The sequence below is a fragment of the Polynucleobacter sp. QLW-P1DATA-2 genome (assembly GCF_001870365.1).
GTDB lineage: Bacteria > Pseudomonadota > Gammaproteobacteria > Burkholderiales > Burkholderiaceae > Polynucleobacter.
Genome location: NZ_LZMQ01000003.1, coordinates 441,186 through 459,125, shown reverse-complemented (window position 1 = coordinate 459,125; position 17,940 = coordinate 441,186). Strand labels below are relative to the sequence as shown.

The window sequence follows — 17,940 nt, the reverse complement described above, 5'->3', positions numbered from 1 at the left end:
TTATTTAGACATGCTGAACCATCAAACGCTAGTAGCTCTTTCTAGAGACCCCATCTCCGAAAAGCTTGTCTTCGAGCTGAAAGATCGCGCTTTGCAATTCGGTGTTAGCTTGCATAGCATTGGCAACCAAACTGCCAATGGCTCATATCATTTAGAGCGCTGGAGTAGTAATCAACATCTCGATATAGGTCAAAGAGAATCTTTACGATCCATTGCTACTGGGTATAAAACGGATCTCTGCTTTCTGAGATCAGATTTGATTCCTCAAGATATATGCGTTTTGGCGATGGATATGGATTCCACGCTGATCAATATTGAATGTATCGATGAGATTGCCGATTTCACAGGCAAGAAATCCGCTGTTGCTGAAATTACAGAAGCTACTATGCGGGGCGAAATTAAAGATTTCAAAGAGAGTTTGCGAAGACGGGTTGCACTTTTAGAAGGCGTTCATGCTGATGCACTGGAATCTGTCTACCGTGAGCGTCTGAAGCCTAACCCAGGCGCAATTGAATTACTGGCTGGCGCCAATCAGCGTGGTCTTTATACGCTCCTGGTTTCGGGTGGCTTTACTTTTTTTACAGAGAAATTGCGTCAGCAATTAGGATTTAAGCAGACACAGGCCAACACACTAGAAATTATCGACGGCAAGCTTACCGGGAGGGTGTTGGGCAACATCGTCGATGGGTCCGCTAAAGCGGCCTATTTAGATGAAGCATGCCGTGCTCTAGGCCGCACCAAGGCAAGCGCAATCACCATGGGCGATGGCGCCAATGATCTCATCATGATGAATGGTTCTGGCATTAGTGTTGCCTATCTGGCTAAGCCTGTCGTTAAAGAAAAAGCCGACGCGGCTTTTGACCACGTCGGCTTGGATGCTGCCTTACTGCTTATAGCTTAAGTCATCAGCAGTAAATTGCTTGCTTATAAGCGTTCGAAAATAGTTGCAATACCTTGACCGCCACCGATACACATAGTCACCAAAGCATATTTACCTTGAACACGTTGCAACTCATGGATCGCCTTTGTCGCAATCGCTGCACCCGAACAGCCAATGGGGTGACCTAATGCAATTGCGCCGCCGTTGACGTTTGTTTTAGCAGGGTCCAAGCCCAGGCCTTTAGTAACAGCTAAGGCTTGAGCAGCAAATGCTTCATTAGACTCGATCACATCGATTTGATCCAACTTGAGACCAGCGCGCTCTAGCGCCAGCTTAGTGGCAGGAATTGGGCCTTCGCCCATGATGTGGTTTGGAACACCAGCAACGGCATAAGAAACTAAGCGAGCGATTGGCTTATGACCAGCCTTCTTAGCAGTTTCTGCATCGGCTAAGACGAAGAATGCTGCACCATCGTTAATTCCAGAAGCATTACCAGCCGTTACCGACCCACCCTCTTTTTTGAACACCGCTTTCATCTTACCCAGAGTTTCCATGGTGGTATCTGGCTTGCAATGCTCATCCGTATCAAACACGATGTCACCCTTGCGAGTTTTAATCGTGATTGGAACAATTTGGGATTTGAAGCGACCCTCTTTAATTGCATTTGCGGCACGTCGATGAGATTCAACAGCCAATGCATCCTGCTCTTCGCGGGTTAGCTTCCATTTTTCAACTAGGTTTTCTGCAGTAACGCCCATATGACCAACGCCAAATGGGTCTGTCAATACAGCTACCATTAAGTCAATCATCTTGGTGTCACCCATGCGAGCACCACTGCGCATCGCAGGTGAACCATACATGCCGCGTGACATCACTTCGACACCACCACCAACACCGTAATCACAATCGCCCAACATAATTTGCTGAGCAGTAGTTACAATCGCTTGCAAACCCGAACTACATAGGCGGTTCAGTGCCATGGCAACAGACTCCATTGGCAAGCCTGCCTGAATGGCTGCAACACGTGCAACATAGGCATAACGACTATCTGTCGGAATCGTATTGCCCACGGTTACGTAATTAATCAGCGCAGGATCAACACCAGAGCGAGAGACCGCTTCTTTCATGACGATTCCGCCGAGCTCTGAAGGTTCAAAGCTGCTTAAAGAACCATTGAAGGTACCAATTGCAGAACGAACTGCACTTAAGACAACGACATCACGACTCATATCAATCCCCTTAGCTATGCCCAATGAATGGGCTGAATTTGTACTGACTTAATGATACAAACAGTATTTTTATAACAATCGTCAAGTTTCGGCAATTAGGTCATGCCCTTGGGAGCCAATGACAGTGGCACGAATGATTTCACCGGTACGGTAGCGTTTGGAAGGCTTGCTGGGAGGCAAAACTCTCACTAAACCATCAATTTCAGGGGCATCTCCGATTGTTCTTCCTATACCGCCTGACTCATCAACCCGGTCTATCAGGACTTGAATTCGTTTGCCAACTTTTTTAGAAAGGCGTTTGATAGAGATTTCCTCTGCCTTAGCCATAAACCTAGCTCTACGTTCTTCACGAATGGCATCCGGTACGGGATTATCCAATTGGTTTGCTGTTGCACCATCAACCGGAGAATAGGCGAAGCAACCCGCACGATCGATTTGAGCCTCTTCCAAGAAGTTCAGCAAATACTCAAACTCTAATTCAGTCTCACCCGGAAAGCCGGCAATAAAAGTGCTTCGAATCACGAGATCTGGGCAGGCCTGACGCCATGCCAAAATACGCTCCAAATTCTTCTCACCACTGGCTGGGCGTTTCATTCGTTTTAAAACATCTGGATGAGCATGTTGCAGCGGAATATCTAAATAAGGTAAAACACCATAGCCATGCTCGGAGAACTCCGCCATCAAAGGCAAGATGTCGTCAACATGGGGATATGGGTAAACATAATGTAAGCGAACCCACGCTTGATGCTCTCTAGCAATTTGATTCAATGCGTTAACTAAATCAAACATCCTAGTTTTGACTGGCTTGCCATCCCAAAAACCTGTGCGATATTGAACATCAACACCATAAGCACTGGTATCTTGAGAAACCACCAATAATTCTTTTACACCAGATTCAAAGAGGCGCTTTGCTTCAAGCAACACCTCACCAATAGGACGCGATACTAAGTCGCCACGCATACTAGGAATAATGCAAAACGTGCAGCGATGATTACAACCTTCAGAAATCTTTAAATAGGCGTAATGCTTAGGCGTTAGTTTGACACCAGCAGGCGGAACTAAATCGGTAAAGGGGTCATGCGGTTTAGGCAAGTGCAAATGAATGGCTTGCATTACCTCGTCGGTAGCGTGTGGGCCAGTAACAGCTAGAACTTTAGGGTGAATGCTTTGAATGAGATCACTCCCATCAGCATTCTTTCTGGCGCCTAAGCAACCCGTCACGATAACCTTGCCGTTTTCTGCCAGGGCTTCGCCAATTGCCGAGAGACTTTCTTCAACAGCAGAGTCGATAAAGCCGCAGGTATTCACCACTACAAGATCTGCACCAGAATAATCTTTAGCGGTCTCGTAACCCTCAGCACTCAATTGAGTAAGAATTAACTCAGAATCTACCAATGCCTTGGGGCAGCCCAAGGAAACAAATCCAATTTTCCCCGCCACAACTATTCTTTTTCTGCTTTATTTGGCTGGGGCGTAAATGGAAAGCTACCAAACATATTGTGAGAGCCTTGCATTTGTTCTTGCATTTTGACAAATAAGTCTTTGCTTTGCTCCATATAATTTCCCATCAACCCTTGCATCAAAGGGTTCTGGAGATTAAGCATTTGAGACCAGGCCTCTGGAGTGCTGCCAGCACCAAGACCTTTGGTTTGGTCGCCTAATTTATTGTGGATGTCTACGAAAGACTGCATTGTCTTCTCGAGATAATTACCCATCAAACCTTGCATCGAGTTTCCATAGAAGCGAATGATTTGTGAAAGCATCTGGGTTGAAAATACTGGTGCACCACCAGCCTCTTCTTCCAAAATAATTTGTAGCAGGATATTGCGCGTGAGATCTTCGTCCGTCTTCGCATCAACTACTTTAAAGTTTTCGCTGGTCATCACAAGACCTTTGATATCAGACAAAGTGACATAGGTGCTTGTTTGGGTGTCATAGAGACGACGATTGGGGTACTTCTTGATGAGGCGATCTTCACCAGCTCTTTTATTTCGGGTAGCCATTTTTATCCTAACTAATTACTGCAACGCAACATCGGCATAGTTTATCCATAAGTTTGACCAAAAGGTAAATTAGCCGTGTTGCAGCGCAGCAATACTGCATTATTGGCTAAATTAGCCGGTATGAATACCACCATTCAGGGAGAAGTCTGCTCCAGTAGCGTAACCACCATCTTCAGATGCAATCCAACAGCAAATTGAAGCAATCTCATCGGGCGTCCCTAAACGCTTGACCGGAATGCCCGAAACAATTTTTTCCAATACATCCTCACGGATGGCCTTGACCATATCTGTACCAATATAACCTGGAGATACTGTATTGACCGTTACACCCTTAGTAGCAACCTCTTGAGCCAAAGCCATAGTAAAACCATGCAGACCGGCTTTAGCAGTGGAATAGTTGCATTGACCAAATTGGCCCTTTTGACCATTCACAGAAGAGATATTAATAATCCGGCCCCAATTGTTATCAACCATGCCATCAATTACTTGCTTGGTTACATTGAATAATGAATTGAGGTTCGTATCAATAACCGCTTTCCAGGCATCAGGCGTCATTTTGCGGAACACGCTGTCTCGGGTGATTCCGGCATTATTGACCAAGACATCTACACGACCTACTTCCGCTTTTACCTTTTCAAACGCAGCGACCGTACTATCCCAGTCAGAAACATTGCCTTCTGAGGCAATGAAGTCATAGCCTAGAGCTTTTTGCTCGCCAATCCAACGATCTTTACGTGGTGAATTTGGGCCACAGCCCGCAATAACTTTAAAACCATCTTTTGCCAAGCGTTGGCAAATAGCGGTACCGATTCCACCCATACCACCAGTTACATATGCGACTTTTTGTGACATCACTTTCCCCTTGTAAAAATTTTCATTAATAATTCAATTCATTAAGCTGCTTTTTCTTTTACATAAACACCCGGTGCAGCTTCCAGCTTTTTATATTTGTCATTACCAAATGTTTTGCTTGCTGGTTTTTGTTCCCCTCCAAATTGCTCAAGCCATTTTGTATAGTTAGGCCACCAACTTCCAGGAATCTGCTTAGATCCTTCAAGCCATTCCGCTGCAGTTGGGGCAATCTTATTGTTTTCAAAGTAGTAACGCTTGTTCTTCGCCGGCGGATTAATCACGCCTGCAATATGTCCAGATGCCCCTAGAACAAAACGATTTTTTCCCTTCAGAATGTGAGTCGATTCATAGGCCGACTGCCAAGGAACAATATGATCTTCTTGGGATGCATATAAATAAGCTGGGCAGTTAATTTTGCCCAAATCTATCTTCTCACCACAAATCGTGACTTTGCCTGGTTTAATCAAATCATTTTGCAAATAGGTATGACGCAAATACCAGCAATACATATTGCCCGGTAGATTGGTGGAATCCCCATTCCAGTACAACAGGTCAAATGGAGGCGGAGAATTTCCCTTAAGGTAATTCTCGACAACGTAATTCCAAACTAAATCATTCGGGCGCAAAAAAGAAAATGTGTTACCTAGGTCTAATCCCGACATCATTCCGTACTTACCGCCCTTACCGCCAATAGATTTTTCGCGGAGTTCTACCATACCCTCATCAATAAAGACATCTAAGATGCCGGTATTGGTGAAATCAAGCAAGGTGGTGAAGAGCGTAAGACTTGCCGCAGGATGTTGATTGCGGGCCGCCAAGACTGCAAGCGCCGATGAAGTAAGTGTTCCACCAACACAGAATCCCAAAATATTGATTTGCTTAGATGCGCCGATATCCTGGGCAACTTCTATCGCTTTCATAACGCCCTTGCCTACGTAGTCTTCCCAACTGACTTCAGCCATAGAGGCATCAGGATTTTTCCAGGACACTAAAAATACCGTATGGCCTTGCGACACCATATGACGCACCACGGAATTATCTGGCTGCAGATCAAGGATGTAGTACTTATTAATACACGGGGGCACCATTAAGTACGGGCGCTCAAATACCGTTTCAGTTAATGGTGCGTATTGAATCAGTTCAAATAACTCATTACGAAACACCACATGACCTTCAGTGGTAGCTATATTTTTTCCTAACTTCAAAAGCGGTCTCATCAGTAATTGATACTTTGCCCTTTTTCATATCGCCGAGCAAATTGACAATACCCTTTTGAATGGACTGTCCTTGGGTGCTAATAATATTTTCAAGAACTTCTGGATTCGTTGCGATGAAATTCGATGGCGAGAGCGCATCAATCATTTGTTCAGTTGTGAACAATATCTTCTGACGCGTTTTCTCATCTGTGTCTACAGCCTTAGCAAGAGATAGTAGATGTTTCGAATTCAGCAGGTAGGTTGCTGCAATAACCTTACTCCAAGAGGAATGCCAAGCCTTACCGGCAAAGCGACGATCTTTGACTTCAATCGCTTCTGGGTTAGTGGCAATGTGCGCAAGTTCAGTGAAATATTCTTTTTGAATTTCAGCTAAACGCTCTTGGGGAATTAGTGCCATATGGTGGGGCGCCAAAGAAGGCGTTGCACCAGTATTCATACCTGCAAACATAGTAGTCTCGCGTATTAAGTTATGACATTCTCCATCCATAAGAGACGTAGAGTTATACGCAATAACCCTAGCCTTATGAATAAGCTAGTAATTACCCTCATCTTAAAACGATCAGATGACAATTAATTGAATTAGGAAATCCAAATCAGATTAGTAAATCTACCCGTTACACCATCGCGACGATAAGAAAAAAATTGATCTGCTTGGGTAACCGTGCAATGGTTACCGCCATGAACCTCATCGACACCGACTGACTTGAGATGACCGTGGGCTAATTCGTAAAGATCTGCTAAATACTTTCCAGGCTTGCTTGCAATGGCCTTAAACACATCCTTTGAATAAAGGATTCCAGTAGCCTGAAATGCATCCACTACATCTTGACCTACCTCAAAAGCATTGGGTCCTATTGCGGGCCCAAGCCAAGCAACGATGTTGTCATCATCATCCTTAGTCAGTTTCTTCATTTCTTTGACAGTGTTTTCAAGCACCCCGGCACTAAGCCCTCTCCAGCCAGCATGGGCAGCGCCAATGACAGAGCCAGCATTATTTGAAAATAAAACGGGCAAGCAATCTGCAGTCATGATGGCTAAAACTTCATTTGGGATATTGGTGACAATGGCATCCGCCACCAAAACACGATCCTTGGGTGTGCTGACGATAGTTCCATGCACTTGCTTTAGCCAAATTGGATCTGTCGGGAGATGCTCTTTTAATAATGCCCTGTTGGCTTTGACGTGATCCAATAAATCACCGACATGATCTCCAAGGTTGAGCGAGCTATAAGGAGATTCACTAACACCACCAAGTCGAGTGGTAACCAAAGACTGAACTTGTTCTGGACATGGCCATTGCGGCCTTAGAAACTCTAAACCCATTGTTATGAGCGAGACTCGTTATGAATAGAGGCCAACACAAGGGATTCTTGCGGAAGATCAGATTCAGATAAATTAACCTCAGTCAGCAGGCCCATGAAATCAGGTGGTGGTAGACGGAAGCAGCTAATCAGGTCGTGGCTTACAGGGTGCTGCAGGCTTAAAGCAAATGCATGCAAAGCTTGGCGCTCAAAAGGCAATAACTTGGCAACACCCGGTGTCTTTTTGCGATAAACAGGATCACCTAATAATGGAAACCCAAGAGACTCTAGATGCACCCGAATTTGATGAGTGCGCCCAGTTTCCAATCGGCACTCGAGCAAGGCAACAGACATTTCCTTAAACGTTCCTTTGGCTAAGCGACGAAATAATGTTGCAGCAGGCTTACCTTGTGGACTACCTGCAGCCATTTTGAGTCGATCACGTTGATCCCGGCCAACCGAGGCAAGGACCTTACCTTGACTGGGTGCTTCACCCCAAACCAAAGCCAAATATCTACGGCCAACCGTTCTTTCCTGCAATTGCCTCACAAGTGAAGTTTGGGCTTGGGATGTTCTAGCAACCACCATTAATCCCGAGGTATCTTTATCCAATCTATGGACAATACCTGCCCGCGGCAAAGACTTCAGCTCCGGATATTTAAATAAAAGGCCATTTAATAAGGTGCCCGACCAATTCCCGGCCGCCGGATGCACTACCAGACCAGGGGGTTTATTGATCACAATGATCGCATCGTCCTCGTAAACAACATCCAAGGGAATATCTTCGGGACTAAAGGCGTACTGCTCAGGCATTTCTTGGGGAAATACCTTAATACTCTCCCCTCCCCTAAGTAAATAACGGGCTTTAGTGACCTTGCCATCGACCATGACAGCCCCCGCCTCTACCCATGTCTTAAGCCGGTTTCGGGAATAATCGGGCAAGGAGCCTGCTAGCACCTTGTCTAGGCGTTCACCAGCCATCTCCATGGGAATATCCAGGGAGATGAAATCCTCTTCATCGATATAATCAATGGGATTCGAATCAGGAGTTTGCGGCAATGCCACGCTTAAAGAGCCTTTCAGTTATGTCCGACGTAATATCAGACGCCAGTTTAAGGCTTGCTGGGTCTTTCGCCCCTCAAAAACACTTTTCTCGCCTGGGCATTGCTCCAGTAGCCCTACTGCTAGCATTTATTTGCACCTTACTCCTACTGGGCGGATGTGCAGGCAGCGATGGTCAAAAAGATGACACCGATATCTGGTCTGAATCAAAGTTGTATTCAGAGGCAACCGATAAATTAAACGATGGTGATTTTGCTAAGTGCGGTAAATACTTCGATAAGTTAGAGGCACGTTTCCCATTTGGACCTTATTCGCAGCAGGCGCAAATCAATGCGGCCTATTGTTACTGGAAAGCACAAGAACAAGCTCAAGCTCTGGTTGCAATTGATCGCTTCATTAAGTTACATCAAGGTAGTCCAACTTTAGATTACGCGTACTACCTCAAAGGTCTGATTACCTTTAACGACGACTTAGGTTGGCTCGGCAATTTTACAGGGCAAGACTTAAGCGAGCGCGATCCAAAAGCAGCCAAGGAAGCATTTGAATCCTTCAAGACAGTCGTAGAGCGATTCCCAGACAGTAAGTACGCGCCAGACTCCCTAGATCGCATGCGCTATATCGTGAACTCATTGGCTGAGGCTGATGTCATTGTTGCCCGCTTCTACTACCAGCGAGGCGCCTACCTTGCTGCAGCCAATCGGGCTCAACTCGTGATTCGTGATTATGATCGGGCACCCGCGGTTGAAGAAGCGCTCTATATCCTGACAAAGTCTTATGAAAAATTGGGCATGACTCAATTAAGTAACGATACTGCCCGCGTATTCAAGCTGAATTTCCCCGATAGTAAAATGCTAGAAACCGGTCAGCGCGCTCAAAAGGAACGTAAGTGGTGGCAGATCTGGAATAAGTAATTACGGGGCGAACTTACCAACACCTTCAAATAAAAAAATCCTACTGCTATAGAGGNTTTTTATTTGGTGAAGTGAATTGGAATTACTTAATTGCCACAGGCACCCTCGGTGCAACAGCGCAAAGCAACTCATAGCCTATGGTGTCGCTCATTCTGGCAACCTCATCTACCGGCACTCGATCACCCCATAATTCGACAACACTACCAATCTTTGCGTGAGGAATATTACGCAGGTCTACTGCCAACATGTCCATTGAAACGCGACCTACAAGCGGACAGATTGCTCCATGAATATCATTCCCATCATTGCCAACCCAAACGGGGGTACCGTCTTTGGCGTGACGTGGGTAACCATCGGCATATCCACAGGCAACAATACCAACACGCATTGCCTCTGGAGCCTGATAACGACCGCCATATCCAATTCGATCACCTGCCTGAAGTTCTTGAATATCAATGATTTCACTATGTAGCTGCATCACCGCTTTCAGGTGCGCGTGCTCAATATCTTGATATAAACCAGTTGGTGATGCACCATACAGCATGATGCCGGGACGAACCCAGTCTCCCAAGGAGTTCCGATGCCAAAGGATCGCTGCTGAATTAGCTAAAGATGTAGGACCCTCTAAGCCTTCAATAGACCGATTAAATATCTCTTGCTGATCATCAACCGTAGGCTGCCGATCAATTTGATCCGCATTAGCAAAATGGGTCATGTGATGCATCCGAAAGCCAGCAGAATGGAGGCGATGAAATGCCGTTCTATAGGCAGCAGGCTTTAATCCTAAGCGATTCATCCCAGTATTCATTTTGAGAAAAACACTAATAGGCTTGTGGACTCTATCTGCGTAATGTTCAAGCCACTCAACCTGGCTTTCACAATGCACCACTAAATCGCAATGTAGTTCTTGAGCAAGGTCCAATTCATTTTCATGAAATAAGCCCTCTAAGAGCAAAATTCGCCCCTGCCAGCCATGCTCCCTCAACCAAACAGCATCCTGAACATCCAACAAGGCGAACCCATCGGTCGAACCAAGGCCTTTGAGGGCGGCCTCAAATCCATGACCATAAGAACGGGCTTTAATAACCGACCAGATCTTGGAGCTAGGAGCAAGCTCTCGAACACGGTTTAAGTTATGCTGAAAGGCCTGAGTATGAATAGATGCCAAAATTGGTCTATTAATCAGGCTATTAGCTGAAGCACCCATATCCACCCCTCCTTTCATGTTTTAATTGCATCAATGACTAGATTGTACGAATGAACCGCAGTTTTTACATCATTATGGCGGCGCAATTTTTTTCGTCGCTTGCTGATAATGCCCTGCTCATAGCAGCAATTGCCCTCTTGGCCCAGCTCAATGCTCCGGCCTGGATGACCCCTTTACTCAAATTATTCTTCGTATTGTCCTATGTTCTGCTGGCCGCCTTTGTGGGTGCTTTTGCAGATTCCCGCCCCAAAGGCAATGTCATGTTCATTACCAACACAATCAAGTTTGTTGGTTGCGTAGTGATGCTTTTAGGCAGCCATCCACTATTCGCCTATGCGATAGTCGGTCTTGGTGCTGCCGCATATTCCCCTGCAAAATACGGAATTTTGACCGAATTGCTACCCCCTGAGAAATTAGTAGCTGCCAATGGTTGGATCGAGGGACTTACCGTCGGCTCGATTATTTTGGGCACTGTATTGGGTGGTGTATTAATCAGCAGCACGGTCTCTCAGAGCCTGCTGGCTTTCGACATGCCAAGCTTTGATACCGGTGTTGATACCCCAGCTGAATCAGCGATTCTCATCATCATGATGATTTATATCGTGGCCGCTTTAATCAACCTCAAGATTCCAGATACTGGCGCACGCTATGTATCGCAAAAAACTAACCCCGTCGCCTTGATTAAAGACTTTGCAATTTGCTTTAAAACTCTCTGGGATGATCGTCTAGGGCAAATCTCCTTGGCAGTGACTACTTTATTTTGGGGTGCTGGTGCTACTTTGCAATTTATTGTGATTAAGTGGGCTCAAGTTGCGCTACATATGAATCTCTCACAAGGGGCGATTCTGCAGGCAATCTCTGCCGTAGGAGTAGCTGGCGGTGCCGTATGGGCGGCATGGCGAGTACCTTTGCGTAAGTCACTAAACGTCCTGCCGTATGGAATTGCAATGGGGCTAGTGGTCTGCGTCATGGCAATCTACAACTCTGACATGTTGCCAAATACGCCCTTATTGAGTTTTGGCAAATTACAAGTCACTCTGAATTTGTTACCTGCTTATTTATTGCTGATTTTGGTTGGTTGGCTAGCTGGGTATTTTGTGGTGCCTATGAATGCGCTACTCCAGCATCGCGGTCACGTATTAATGTCAGCAGGCCACTCTATCGCCGTGCAAAACTTTAACGAAAATATTTCTGTTTTGGCGATGCTTGCAATGTACTCGCTACTTATTTGGCTGGATTTGCCAGTGCAATACGTGATCATCGGTTTTGGCGTAGTGGTCAGCTTGATTATGTGGATGGTGATTAAGCGACACGCCCGTAATCAAGCAGAATATGATTCTATGCACCTCATCGGCGAGCATAAGCACTAAAAGCCGATTGGGCTCAAATATTTTGGAGTACTGATTTAGCCAGCAAGAGATCTTGCCACAGGAGTGCCTTATCTTTTGGTTGGGCAGCCACTTGCGCCAAATCAAAGGAAGCAATAACGGGAATCTCTTCATCACTACCGGTATTTAAGGCTAAGATAGTTTCACGTAATTGCGGCAATGGATCTCGTTCACCAGTAATTTTTTGAGCCGCAGGTCCACCAAAGGCAAACGCAACTACTGGCATCCCATTATCCGGTAAATGGATCTCTGAAAGACTGTCACTGGGACCCTTCCAGGACCACTCATTACTAGCAAGACCTAAGACACGAATAACATTTTGAAATAAGGTTTGTGCATCACCTTGAGGCTTGCTGCCAAAGAACCACCAATATGCCCTTGGCTCAGCTTGAATCGCCTCATGATGGTCTTGAGCGGGAGCATGGGTCGTGGCAGCTTCTTTTGTAACTTCTAAACCCTGTGGTGAACCCTCTCGTGAAGTCCACTCAGTAATTCCCATTTCCTTCAGAAAGCTTGAATTTAAGTTGCTCATTCCTGTAGCTTAATCGATTTAGCCATCACGATGGCATCCTCGCGATTTCCAGTCTGTTCACTAGCTGGATAGTAGTTTTTACGAATACCGATTTGCTCGTACCCCAACTTTTGATACAAGGCTACTGCAGATGAATTGGTAGGCCTGACCTCTAAGATGATTCGCGGCATTTTTTGCTGTAATGCGACACCCTCAATGGCTGCCATCATCCGCGAACCAAGGCCTAATTGCCTTAGTTTGGGTGATACCGTGATGTTCAAAAGGTGCAATTCATCTACAGCAGGAAATAAGATGCAGTAGGCCCATAAAACACTTGGATCTAAAAAAGTGCCCTCAACTCCACTAGCTTGATCTGCCTGAGGTCGAATACAGTAAGCCCAATGGCCTGCATTTAAGGAATCTGTGAAATTTCCTTTTGTCCATGGATGGATATGGGAGACAGATTCGATAGCAAGAACTTCATCTAGATCAGCCATCTGCATTGGCATGAATGAAAGCTCAGCAGCACTCTCTTGCGCTGCCATTACGGACGACCCTTCTTGAAGACTACTTCACGCTCTTCAGTTGTTAAGGCAACCTTATTGCGAATGTAGAGTGGCTCCAAATCATGGACGTTTATTTGCAAGCCAAGCTGGAGCATGCTCTTGGCAACCTCCATTACACCTAATGCTGAAATCATTATTTCTGAATCTAGTGCACTTGAGGAGAGAGAATGCTCGGAAAACAAGCGATCGCCGTAGACTGCGATTGCGCTACCCGCAAGATAGGAAATATCTCTGAGATCAATCTCCTCAGGCTTTGACAGGTGAATTTCACCGATTCTTTTAGGCAAACTCTGCAAGTCCTTCTGTTCGTACTTTGCCCAATAGATCTCATCCATGCGTGCATCAATCGCAATAGCAAAGTATTTAGGAGTGATGTTTTTATATTGTGTTGTCTTAACAACTTCTGCCGCTATAGCATCCAAACTGGCTACCGGGAGAACGGGTAAGTTAGCAGATGTGGCAAGTCCCTGAACGACAGCGACGCCCAAGCGAACACCTGTAAAGGCACCTGGCCCTACCCCAATAGCAATAGCATCCAAGTTAGATAAGCGCTCGTTCGCCTGACTCAAAAGATCTTCTATCCATGGAAGCAAAAGCTGACTGGCACCAGCCGATACCAATTCGTGTCGGGGCTCAGGAGCAGAGTCACCTAAGGATAAAGCCACCGAGCACCATGCTGATGAGGTGTCAATAGCTAATAAGCGCGTCAATTCAAGCTCGATTCATTAGGATGTAAACCTAAATTATGAACGCAATCCTGCTATCACTTCGGGAGGAGCTTGCACAAGCTCAATAAGTACGCCTTCACCACTAAAGGGAAACTCGTCATTGCCCTTGGGATGAACAAAAGTAATTTCATGACCACCAGCCCCCATGCGTATTCCGCCGGGTGCAAAACGCAAGCCATTGGCCGATAACCACTCCACAGCCTTTGGAAGGTTATCAACCCAAAGGCCGATGTGATTTAACGGTGTTTGATGTACCGCAGGTTTTTTCTCAATATCCAATGGTTGCATGAGATCAACTTCAATCTCATGAATGCCCGACCCAATCGCGCAAATATCTTCATCAACGTTTTCACGTTCAGAGACAAATGTGCTCTTGTACTCAAAACCCAATAAATCAACCCAAAGCTTTTTGAGGCGATCTTTATTTTCACCACCAATAGCAATTTGCTGAATACCCAAAATTTTAAATGGCTTAGTTGTCATGAAGCTATTTACCCCTCTTATTCAAAGCGAATGATAAGTTGATCAACCGCCAAACTTTCGCCCTCTTTGGCACAGATTTCAGCAACCACGCCATCTTGAATCGCTGAAAGCGTGTTCTCCATTTTCATCGCTTCGATAGAGGCTAATTTCTGACCTGCGGTAACCGCTTCACCGACTTTAACGGCAATTTTTGTGAGTAGCCCAGGCATTGGAGACATTACTAGCTTGGAAGTGTCTGGCGGAAGTTTTACCGGCATGCGGCTTTGTAGCTCAGCGCCCAATGGACTTAAGACCATGCACTCGTAATGTGCGCCATCTAATACGAGGTAAAACTTAACGCCCTTTCTTTCCACTTGAGCCGTGACTTTGCTGGTGCGATTAATGGTTGCGTGCAAAGTAATTTGCCCAGGACGCCAACTACTCTCGATGTCATAGCGACTAACACCATCTTCATCGTCAATGTAAACAGAATAAATGCCATCTTTGAGCTCAATACGGACCGGCTCTTCATGAGGATCAAGCATCGAACCTGTTTTTTTACCGGTTACTACGACAAATTTCTTCGCAATTACCATCTCATGACCGGCCAACTGACCGTCAATCATCTTAATGTGCTCGAGATAGCGATAACGCATAAAGGCAGCCAATGCTGCAAGGCGCTTAGGATCTGCCGGCTGTACGGAGTCCTTTTTGAAGCCCTCTGGATATTCTTCAGCAATAAAGCCAGTTGTGAAGTCGCCGTTAACAAAACGTGGGTGCTGCAATAAAGCAGCTTGAAATGGGATATTGGAATGAATGCCGCGAATAACAAAATCATTCAATGCAGCGCGCATCTTCTCAATTGCCTCTGTACGATCTTTACCATGAACAATTAATTTTGCGATCATGGAGTCGTAATACATCGGGATCTCACCACCTTCATAGACGCCGGTATCAACACGTACACCATTAATAGATTCTGGTGGACGATACTTTACAAGGCGGCCTGTAGAAGGCAAGAAATTTCGGAACGGATCATCCGCATTAATACGGCACTCCATAGACCAGCCATCCAGTTTGACGTCTTCTTGTTTAAATGCCAGTTTTTCACCTGCAGCAACACGAATCATCTGTTCGACTAAGTCAAGTCCAGTGATACTTTCTGTTACTGGATGCTCAACTTGTAAACGAGTATTCATCTCCAAGAAATAGAAAGATTTGTCCTTGCCAACTACAAATTCCACTGTTCCAGCTGATTGATAGTCCACCGCTTTGGCCAAGGCCACTGCTTGCTCGCCCATGGCTTTACGGGTGGCCGGATCAATAAATGGTGAGGGTGCCTCCTCTATAACCTTTTGATGACGACGTTGAATAGAGCAATCCCGCTCATTTAAATACACTACATTGCCATGAGAGTCGCCTAGCACCTGAATCTCAATGTGGCGAGGACCTTCAACGAACTTCTCAATAAAGATGCGGTCATCACCAAAGCTATTCATTGCCTCGGTCTTACAAGCAGCAAATCCTTCGGCAGCTTCCTTATCGTTAAATGCAACGCGCAAGCCTTTGCCGCCGCCACCAGCTGAAGCCTTAATCATCACCGGATAACCAATCCCTTGTGCAATCTTGACAGCCTCTTCAGTGGTATCAATAGCTTCGTTGTAACCTGGAATGGTGTTGACTTTTGCTTCCAGCGCAAGTTTCTTGGATGCAATCTTGTCACCCATTGCCGCAATGGATTGATGTTTGGGTCCAATAAAGACAATGCCCTCTTCTTCACAGCGCTTAGCAAATTGTTCATTCTCAGATAAGAATCCATAGCCCGGATGAACAGCCTCAGCACCGGTATCTTTGCAGGCCTGAATGATTCGATCCATCACGAGATAGGACTCACGAGAAGGTGCAGGACCGATGCAGATAGCCTCATCAGCCAGTTGGACGTGACGCGCCTCTTTATCCGCCTCAGAGTAGACAGCTACAGTCTTGATGCCCATCTTTTTGGCAGTGTTCATCACACGGCATGCAATTTCGCCGCGATTAGCAATCAAAATTTTCTTAAACATTTTCGTAGTCATAGTATGTCGGCGCCTTTACAGAGGAATATTGCCGTGTTTACGCGTGGGGTTCTTCAAGTCTTTGTCTTTAAGCATTGCTAGTGAACGCGCAATCCGTTTGCGGGTTTCATGAGGGAGGATGACGTCATCAATATAACCACGACGCCCAGCCACGAATGGGTTCGCAAACTTTGCCTTGTATTCAGCTTCTCGAGCAGAAATTTTTGCTGGGTCTGATTTCTCTTCGCGGAAAATAATTTCTACAGCACCTTTAGGGCCCATCACAGCAATTTCAGCAGAAGGCCATGCAAAGTTAACGTCACCACGTAAATGCTTAGAAGCCATCACGTCATACGCACCGCCATAGGCTTTGCGAGTAATCAAAGTTACTTTAGGAACTGTGCAGTCTGCATAAGCGTAAAGTAACTTGGCACCATGCTTGATAATGCCGCCGTATTCTTGTGCCGTACCTGGCATAAAGCCTGGAACATCCACTAGGGTTACGACTGGAATATTGAAAGCATCACAGAAGCGCACGAAGCGAGCTGCCTTAATCGAAGCTTTAATATCTAAGCAACCTGCCAGCACCAATGGTTGGTTGGCTACGATTCCGATAGAGCGACCTTCCATACGGGCAAAGCCAATCACAATATTTTTAGCGTAATCAGGTTGAAGCTCAAAGAACTCTCCATCATCCACAATCTTTTCAATCAACTCTTTCATATCGTAAGGTTGATTTGGATTAGATGGAACAAGAGTATCTAACGAGAAATCTGGCTCTTCATTACGATTAGCGCCTTTGATTAGCGGTGGTTTTTCACGGTTTGATAGTGGCAAGTAGTTAAAGAAGCGGCGCAACATCATGATCGCATCAACATCATTCTCAAACGCTAAGTCACAAACACCCGAAACTGTTGAATGCGTTACCGCACCACCTAACTCTTCGGCAGTAACATCTTCATGGGTTACGGTCTTAACCACCTCGGGACCAGTAACAAACATGTAAGAACTATCTTTGACCATAAAGATAAAGTCGGTCAATGCTGGTGAATACACAGCACCACCGGCTGATGGACCCATAATCAGGGAAATTTGAGGAATTACGCCAGAAGCGGTGACATTACGCTGGAAAATTTCCGCATAGCCCCCTAATGAAGCTACGCCTTCCTGAATTCGAGCACCCCCAGAATCATTCAAACCAATTATTGGAGCGCCGACCTTGAGAGCCTGATCCATGATCTTGCAAATCTTTTCAGCATGGGCTTCAGACAATGAACCGCCAAGCACGGTGAAGTCTTGTGAAAATACAAATACCAGACGGCCGTTGATCATTCCATAGCCAGTTACTACACCATCACCTGGCACGGTTTGATCGGCCATTCCAAAGTCGTAGCATCGATGCTCAACGAACATATCCCACTCTTCAAATGTACCCGCATCAAGCAAGAGCTCAATACGCTCACGAGCAGTTAACTTCCCTTTAGCATGCTGAGCTTGAATACGTTTTTGGCCACCACCTAGACGGGCCAGCTCACGCTTCGCCTCCAGTTGTTGAATGATTTCCTTCAT

The 17,940-nt window shown here is 45.7% G+C and carries 16 protein-coding genes and 1 pseudogene; 3 read left to right on the top strand and 14 right to left on the bottom strand.

The annotated features are described in order from the left end of the window. The first annotated feature begins 10 nt into the window (after positions 1-10). Positions 11-901 (top strand): phosphoserine phosphatase SerB, encoded by an 891-nt coding sequence (serB, locus tag A9236_RS04885; RefSeq protein WP_071465752.1) that lies wholly within the window; start codon positions 11-13, stop codon positions 899-901. Positions 902-924: 23 nt separating this feature from the next. Here serB and A9236_RS04880 read toward each other — a convergent pair whose 3' ends face one another. From A9236_RS04880 to A9236_RS04850, 7 genes and pseudogenes are all read right to left on the bottom strand, one after another. Next, positions 925-2,109 (bottom strand): acetyl-CoA C-acyltransferase family protein, encoded by a 1,185-nt coding sequence (locus A9236_RS04880; RefSeq protein ID WP_071465751.1) that lies wholly within the window; start codon positions 2,107-2,109, stop codon positions 925-927. A gap of 81 nt (positions 2,110-2,190) precedes the next feature. Next, positions 2,191-3,549, bottom strand: a complete 1,359-nt coding sequence (gene rimO, locus A9236_RS04875) for a 30S ribosomal protein S12 methylthiotransferase RimO (protein WP_071465750.1) — start codon at positions 3,547-3,549, stop codon at positions 2,191-2,193. A 2-nt stretch (positions 3,550-3,551) separates the two neighbouring features. Then, on the bottom strand, positions 3,552-4,112 hold the full coding sequence (gene phaR, locus A9236_RS04870; protein WP_071465749.1) for a polyhydroxyalkanoate synthesis repressor PhaR: 561 nt from the start codon (positions 4,110-4,112) through the stop codon (positions 3,552-3,554). A gap of 111 nt (positions 4,113-4,223) precedes the next feature. Beyond that, positions 4,224-4,964, bottom strand: a complete 741-nt coding sequence (locus A9236_RS04865) for a 3-ketoacyl-ACP reductase (protein ID WP_071465748.1) — start codon at positions 4,962-4,964, stop codon at positions 4,224-4,226. A gap of 41 nt (positions 4,965-5,005) precedes the next feature. After that, positions 5,006-6,629: pseudogene (phaC, locus tag A9236_RS04860) on the bottom strand (class I poly(R)-hydroxyalkanoic acid synthase). A gap of 131 nt (positions 6,630-6,760) precedes the next feature. Further along, the gene (gene pgeF, locus A9236_RS04855; RefSeq protein ID WP_071465746.1) at positions 6,761-7,504 is read right to left on the bottom strand and encodes a peptidoglycan editing factor PgeF; all 744 of its coding nucleotides are present in this window, start codon (positions 7,502-7,504) and stop codon (positions 6,761-6,763) included. Positions 7,505-7,506: 2 nt separating this feature from the next. After that, complete coding sequence (locus tag A9236_RS04850; protein ID WP_236638704.1) at positions 7,507-8,547, bottom strand: RluA family pseudouridine synthase; 1,041 nt, start codon at positions 8,545-8,547, stop codon at positions 7,507-7,509. Between the two features lie 20 nt (positions 8,548-8,567). On the opposite strand from A9236_RS04850, the gene A9236_RS04845 reads away from it, so the two are divergent. Next, on the top strand, positions 8,568-9,455 hold the full coding sequence (locus A9236_RS04845) for an outer membrane protein assembly factor BamD (RefSeq protein ID WP_071465958.1): 888 nt from the start codon (positions 8,568-8,570) through the stop codon (positions 9,453-9,455). An 82-nt stretch (positions 9,456-9,537) separates the two neighbouring features. On the opposite strand, the gene alr is transcribed toward A9236_RS04845, so the two are convergent. Beyond that, positions 9,538-10,638: an alanine racemase gene (gene alr / locus A9236_RS04840; protein ID WP_071465957.1), complete on the bottom strand. Its 1,101-nt coding sequence runs from the start codon at positions 10,636-10,638 to the stop codon at positions 9,538-9,540. Positions 10,639-10,712: 74 nt separating this feature from the next. Here alr and lplT point away from each other — a divergent pair, with 74 nt between their 5' ends. Beyond that, the gene (gene lplT / locus A9236_RS04835; protein WP_071465745.1) at positions 10,713-12,032 is read left to right on the top strand and encodes a lysophospholipid transporter LplT; all 1,320 of its coding nucleotides are present in this window, start codon (positions 10,713-10,715) and stop codon (positions 12,030-12,032) included. Positions 12,033-12,045: 13 nt separating this feature from the next. Here the strand turns inward: lplT and A9236_RS04830 are convergent, their stop codons facing one another. From A9236_RS04830 to A9236_RS04805, 6 genes are read right to left on the bottom strand one after another with little or no spacing between them, the layout of a single operon-like run. Further along, complete coding sequence (locus A9236_RS04830) at positions 12,046-12,582, bottom strand: hypothetical protein (protein WP_071465744.1); 537 nt, start codon at positions 12,580-12,582, stop codon at positions 12,046-12,048. Continuing rightward, the gene (gene rimI / locus A9236_RS04825; RefSeq protein ID WP_071465743.1) at positions 12,579-13,106 is read right to left on the bottom strand and encodes a ribosomal protein S18-alanine N-acetyltransferase; all 528 of its coding nucleotides are present in this window, start codon (positions 13,104-13,106) and stop codon (positions 12,579-12,581) included. Before rimI ends, A9236_RS04830 begins: the two co-directional genes overlap by 4 nt. Beyond that, entirely contained in the window at positions 13,106-13,837 is a 732-nt protein-coding gene (tsaB, locus tag A9236_RS04820) for a tRNA (adenosine(37)-N6)-threonylcarbamoyltransferase complex dimerization subunit type 1 TsaB (protein ID WP_071465742.1), read from the bottom strand. The genes rimI and tsaB overlap by 1 nt, the downstream gene beginning before the upstream one ends. 33 nt (positions 13,838-13,870) lie before the next feature. Further along, positions 13,871-14,338 (bottom strand): VOC family protein, encoded by a 468-nt coding sequence (locus tag A9236_RS04815; RefSeq protein ID WP_071465741.1) that lies wholly within the window; start codon positions 14,336-14,338, stop codon positions 13,871-13,873. Between the two features lie 17 nt (positions 14,339-14,355). Next, positions 14,356-16,380: an acetyl-CoA carboxylase biotin carboxylase subunit gene (gene accC / locus A9236_RS04810; RefSeq protein ID WP_201721735.1), complete on the bottom strand. Its 2,025-nt coding sequence runs from the start codon at positions 16,378-16,380 to the stop codon at positions 14,356-14,358. 27 nt (positions 16,381-16,407) lie between these two features. After that, on the bottom strand, positions 16,408-17,940 hold the full coding sequence (locus A9236_RS04805; protein WP_071465956.1) for an acyl-CoA carboxylase subunit beta: 1,533 nt from the start codon (positions 17,938-17,940) through the stop codon (positions 16,408-16,410).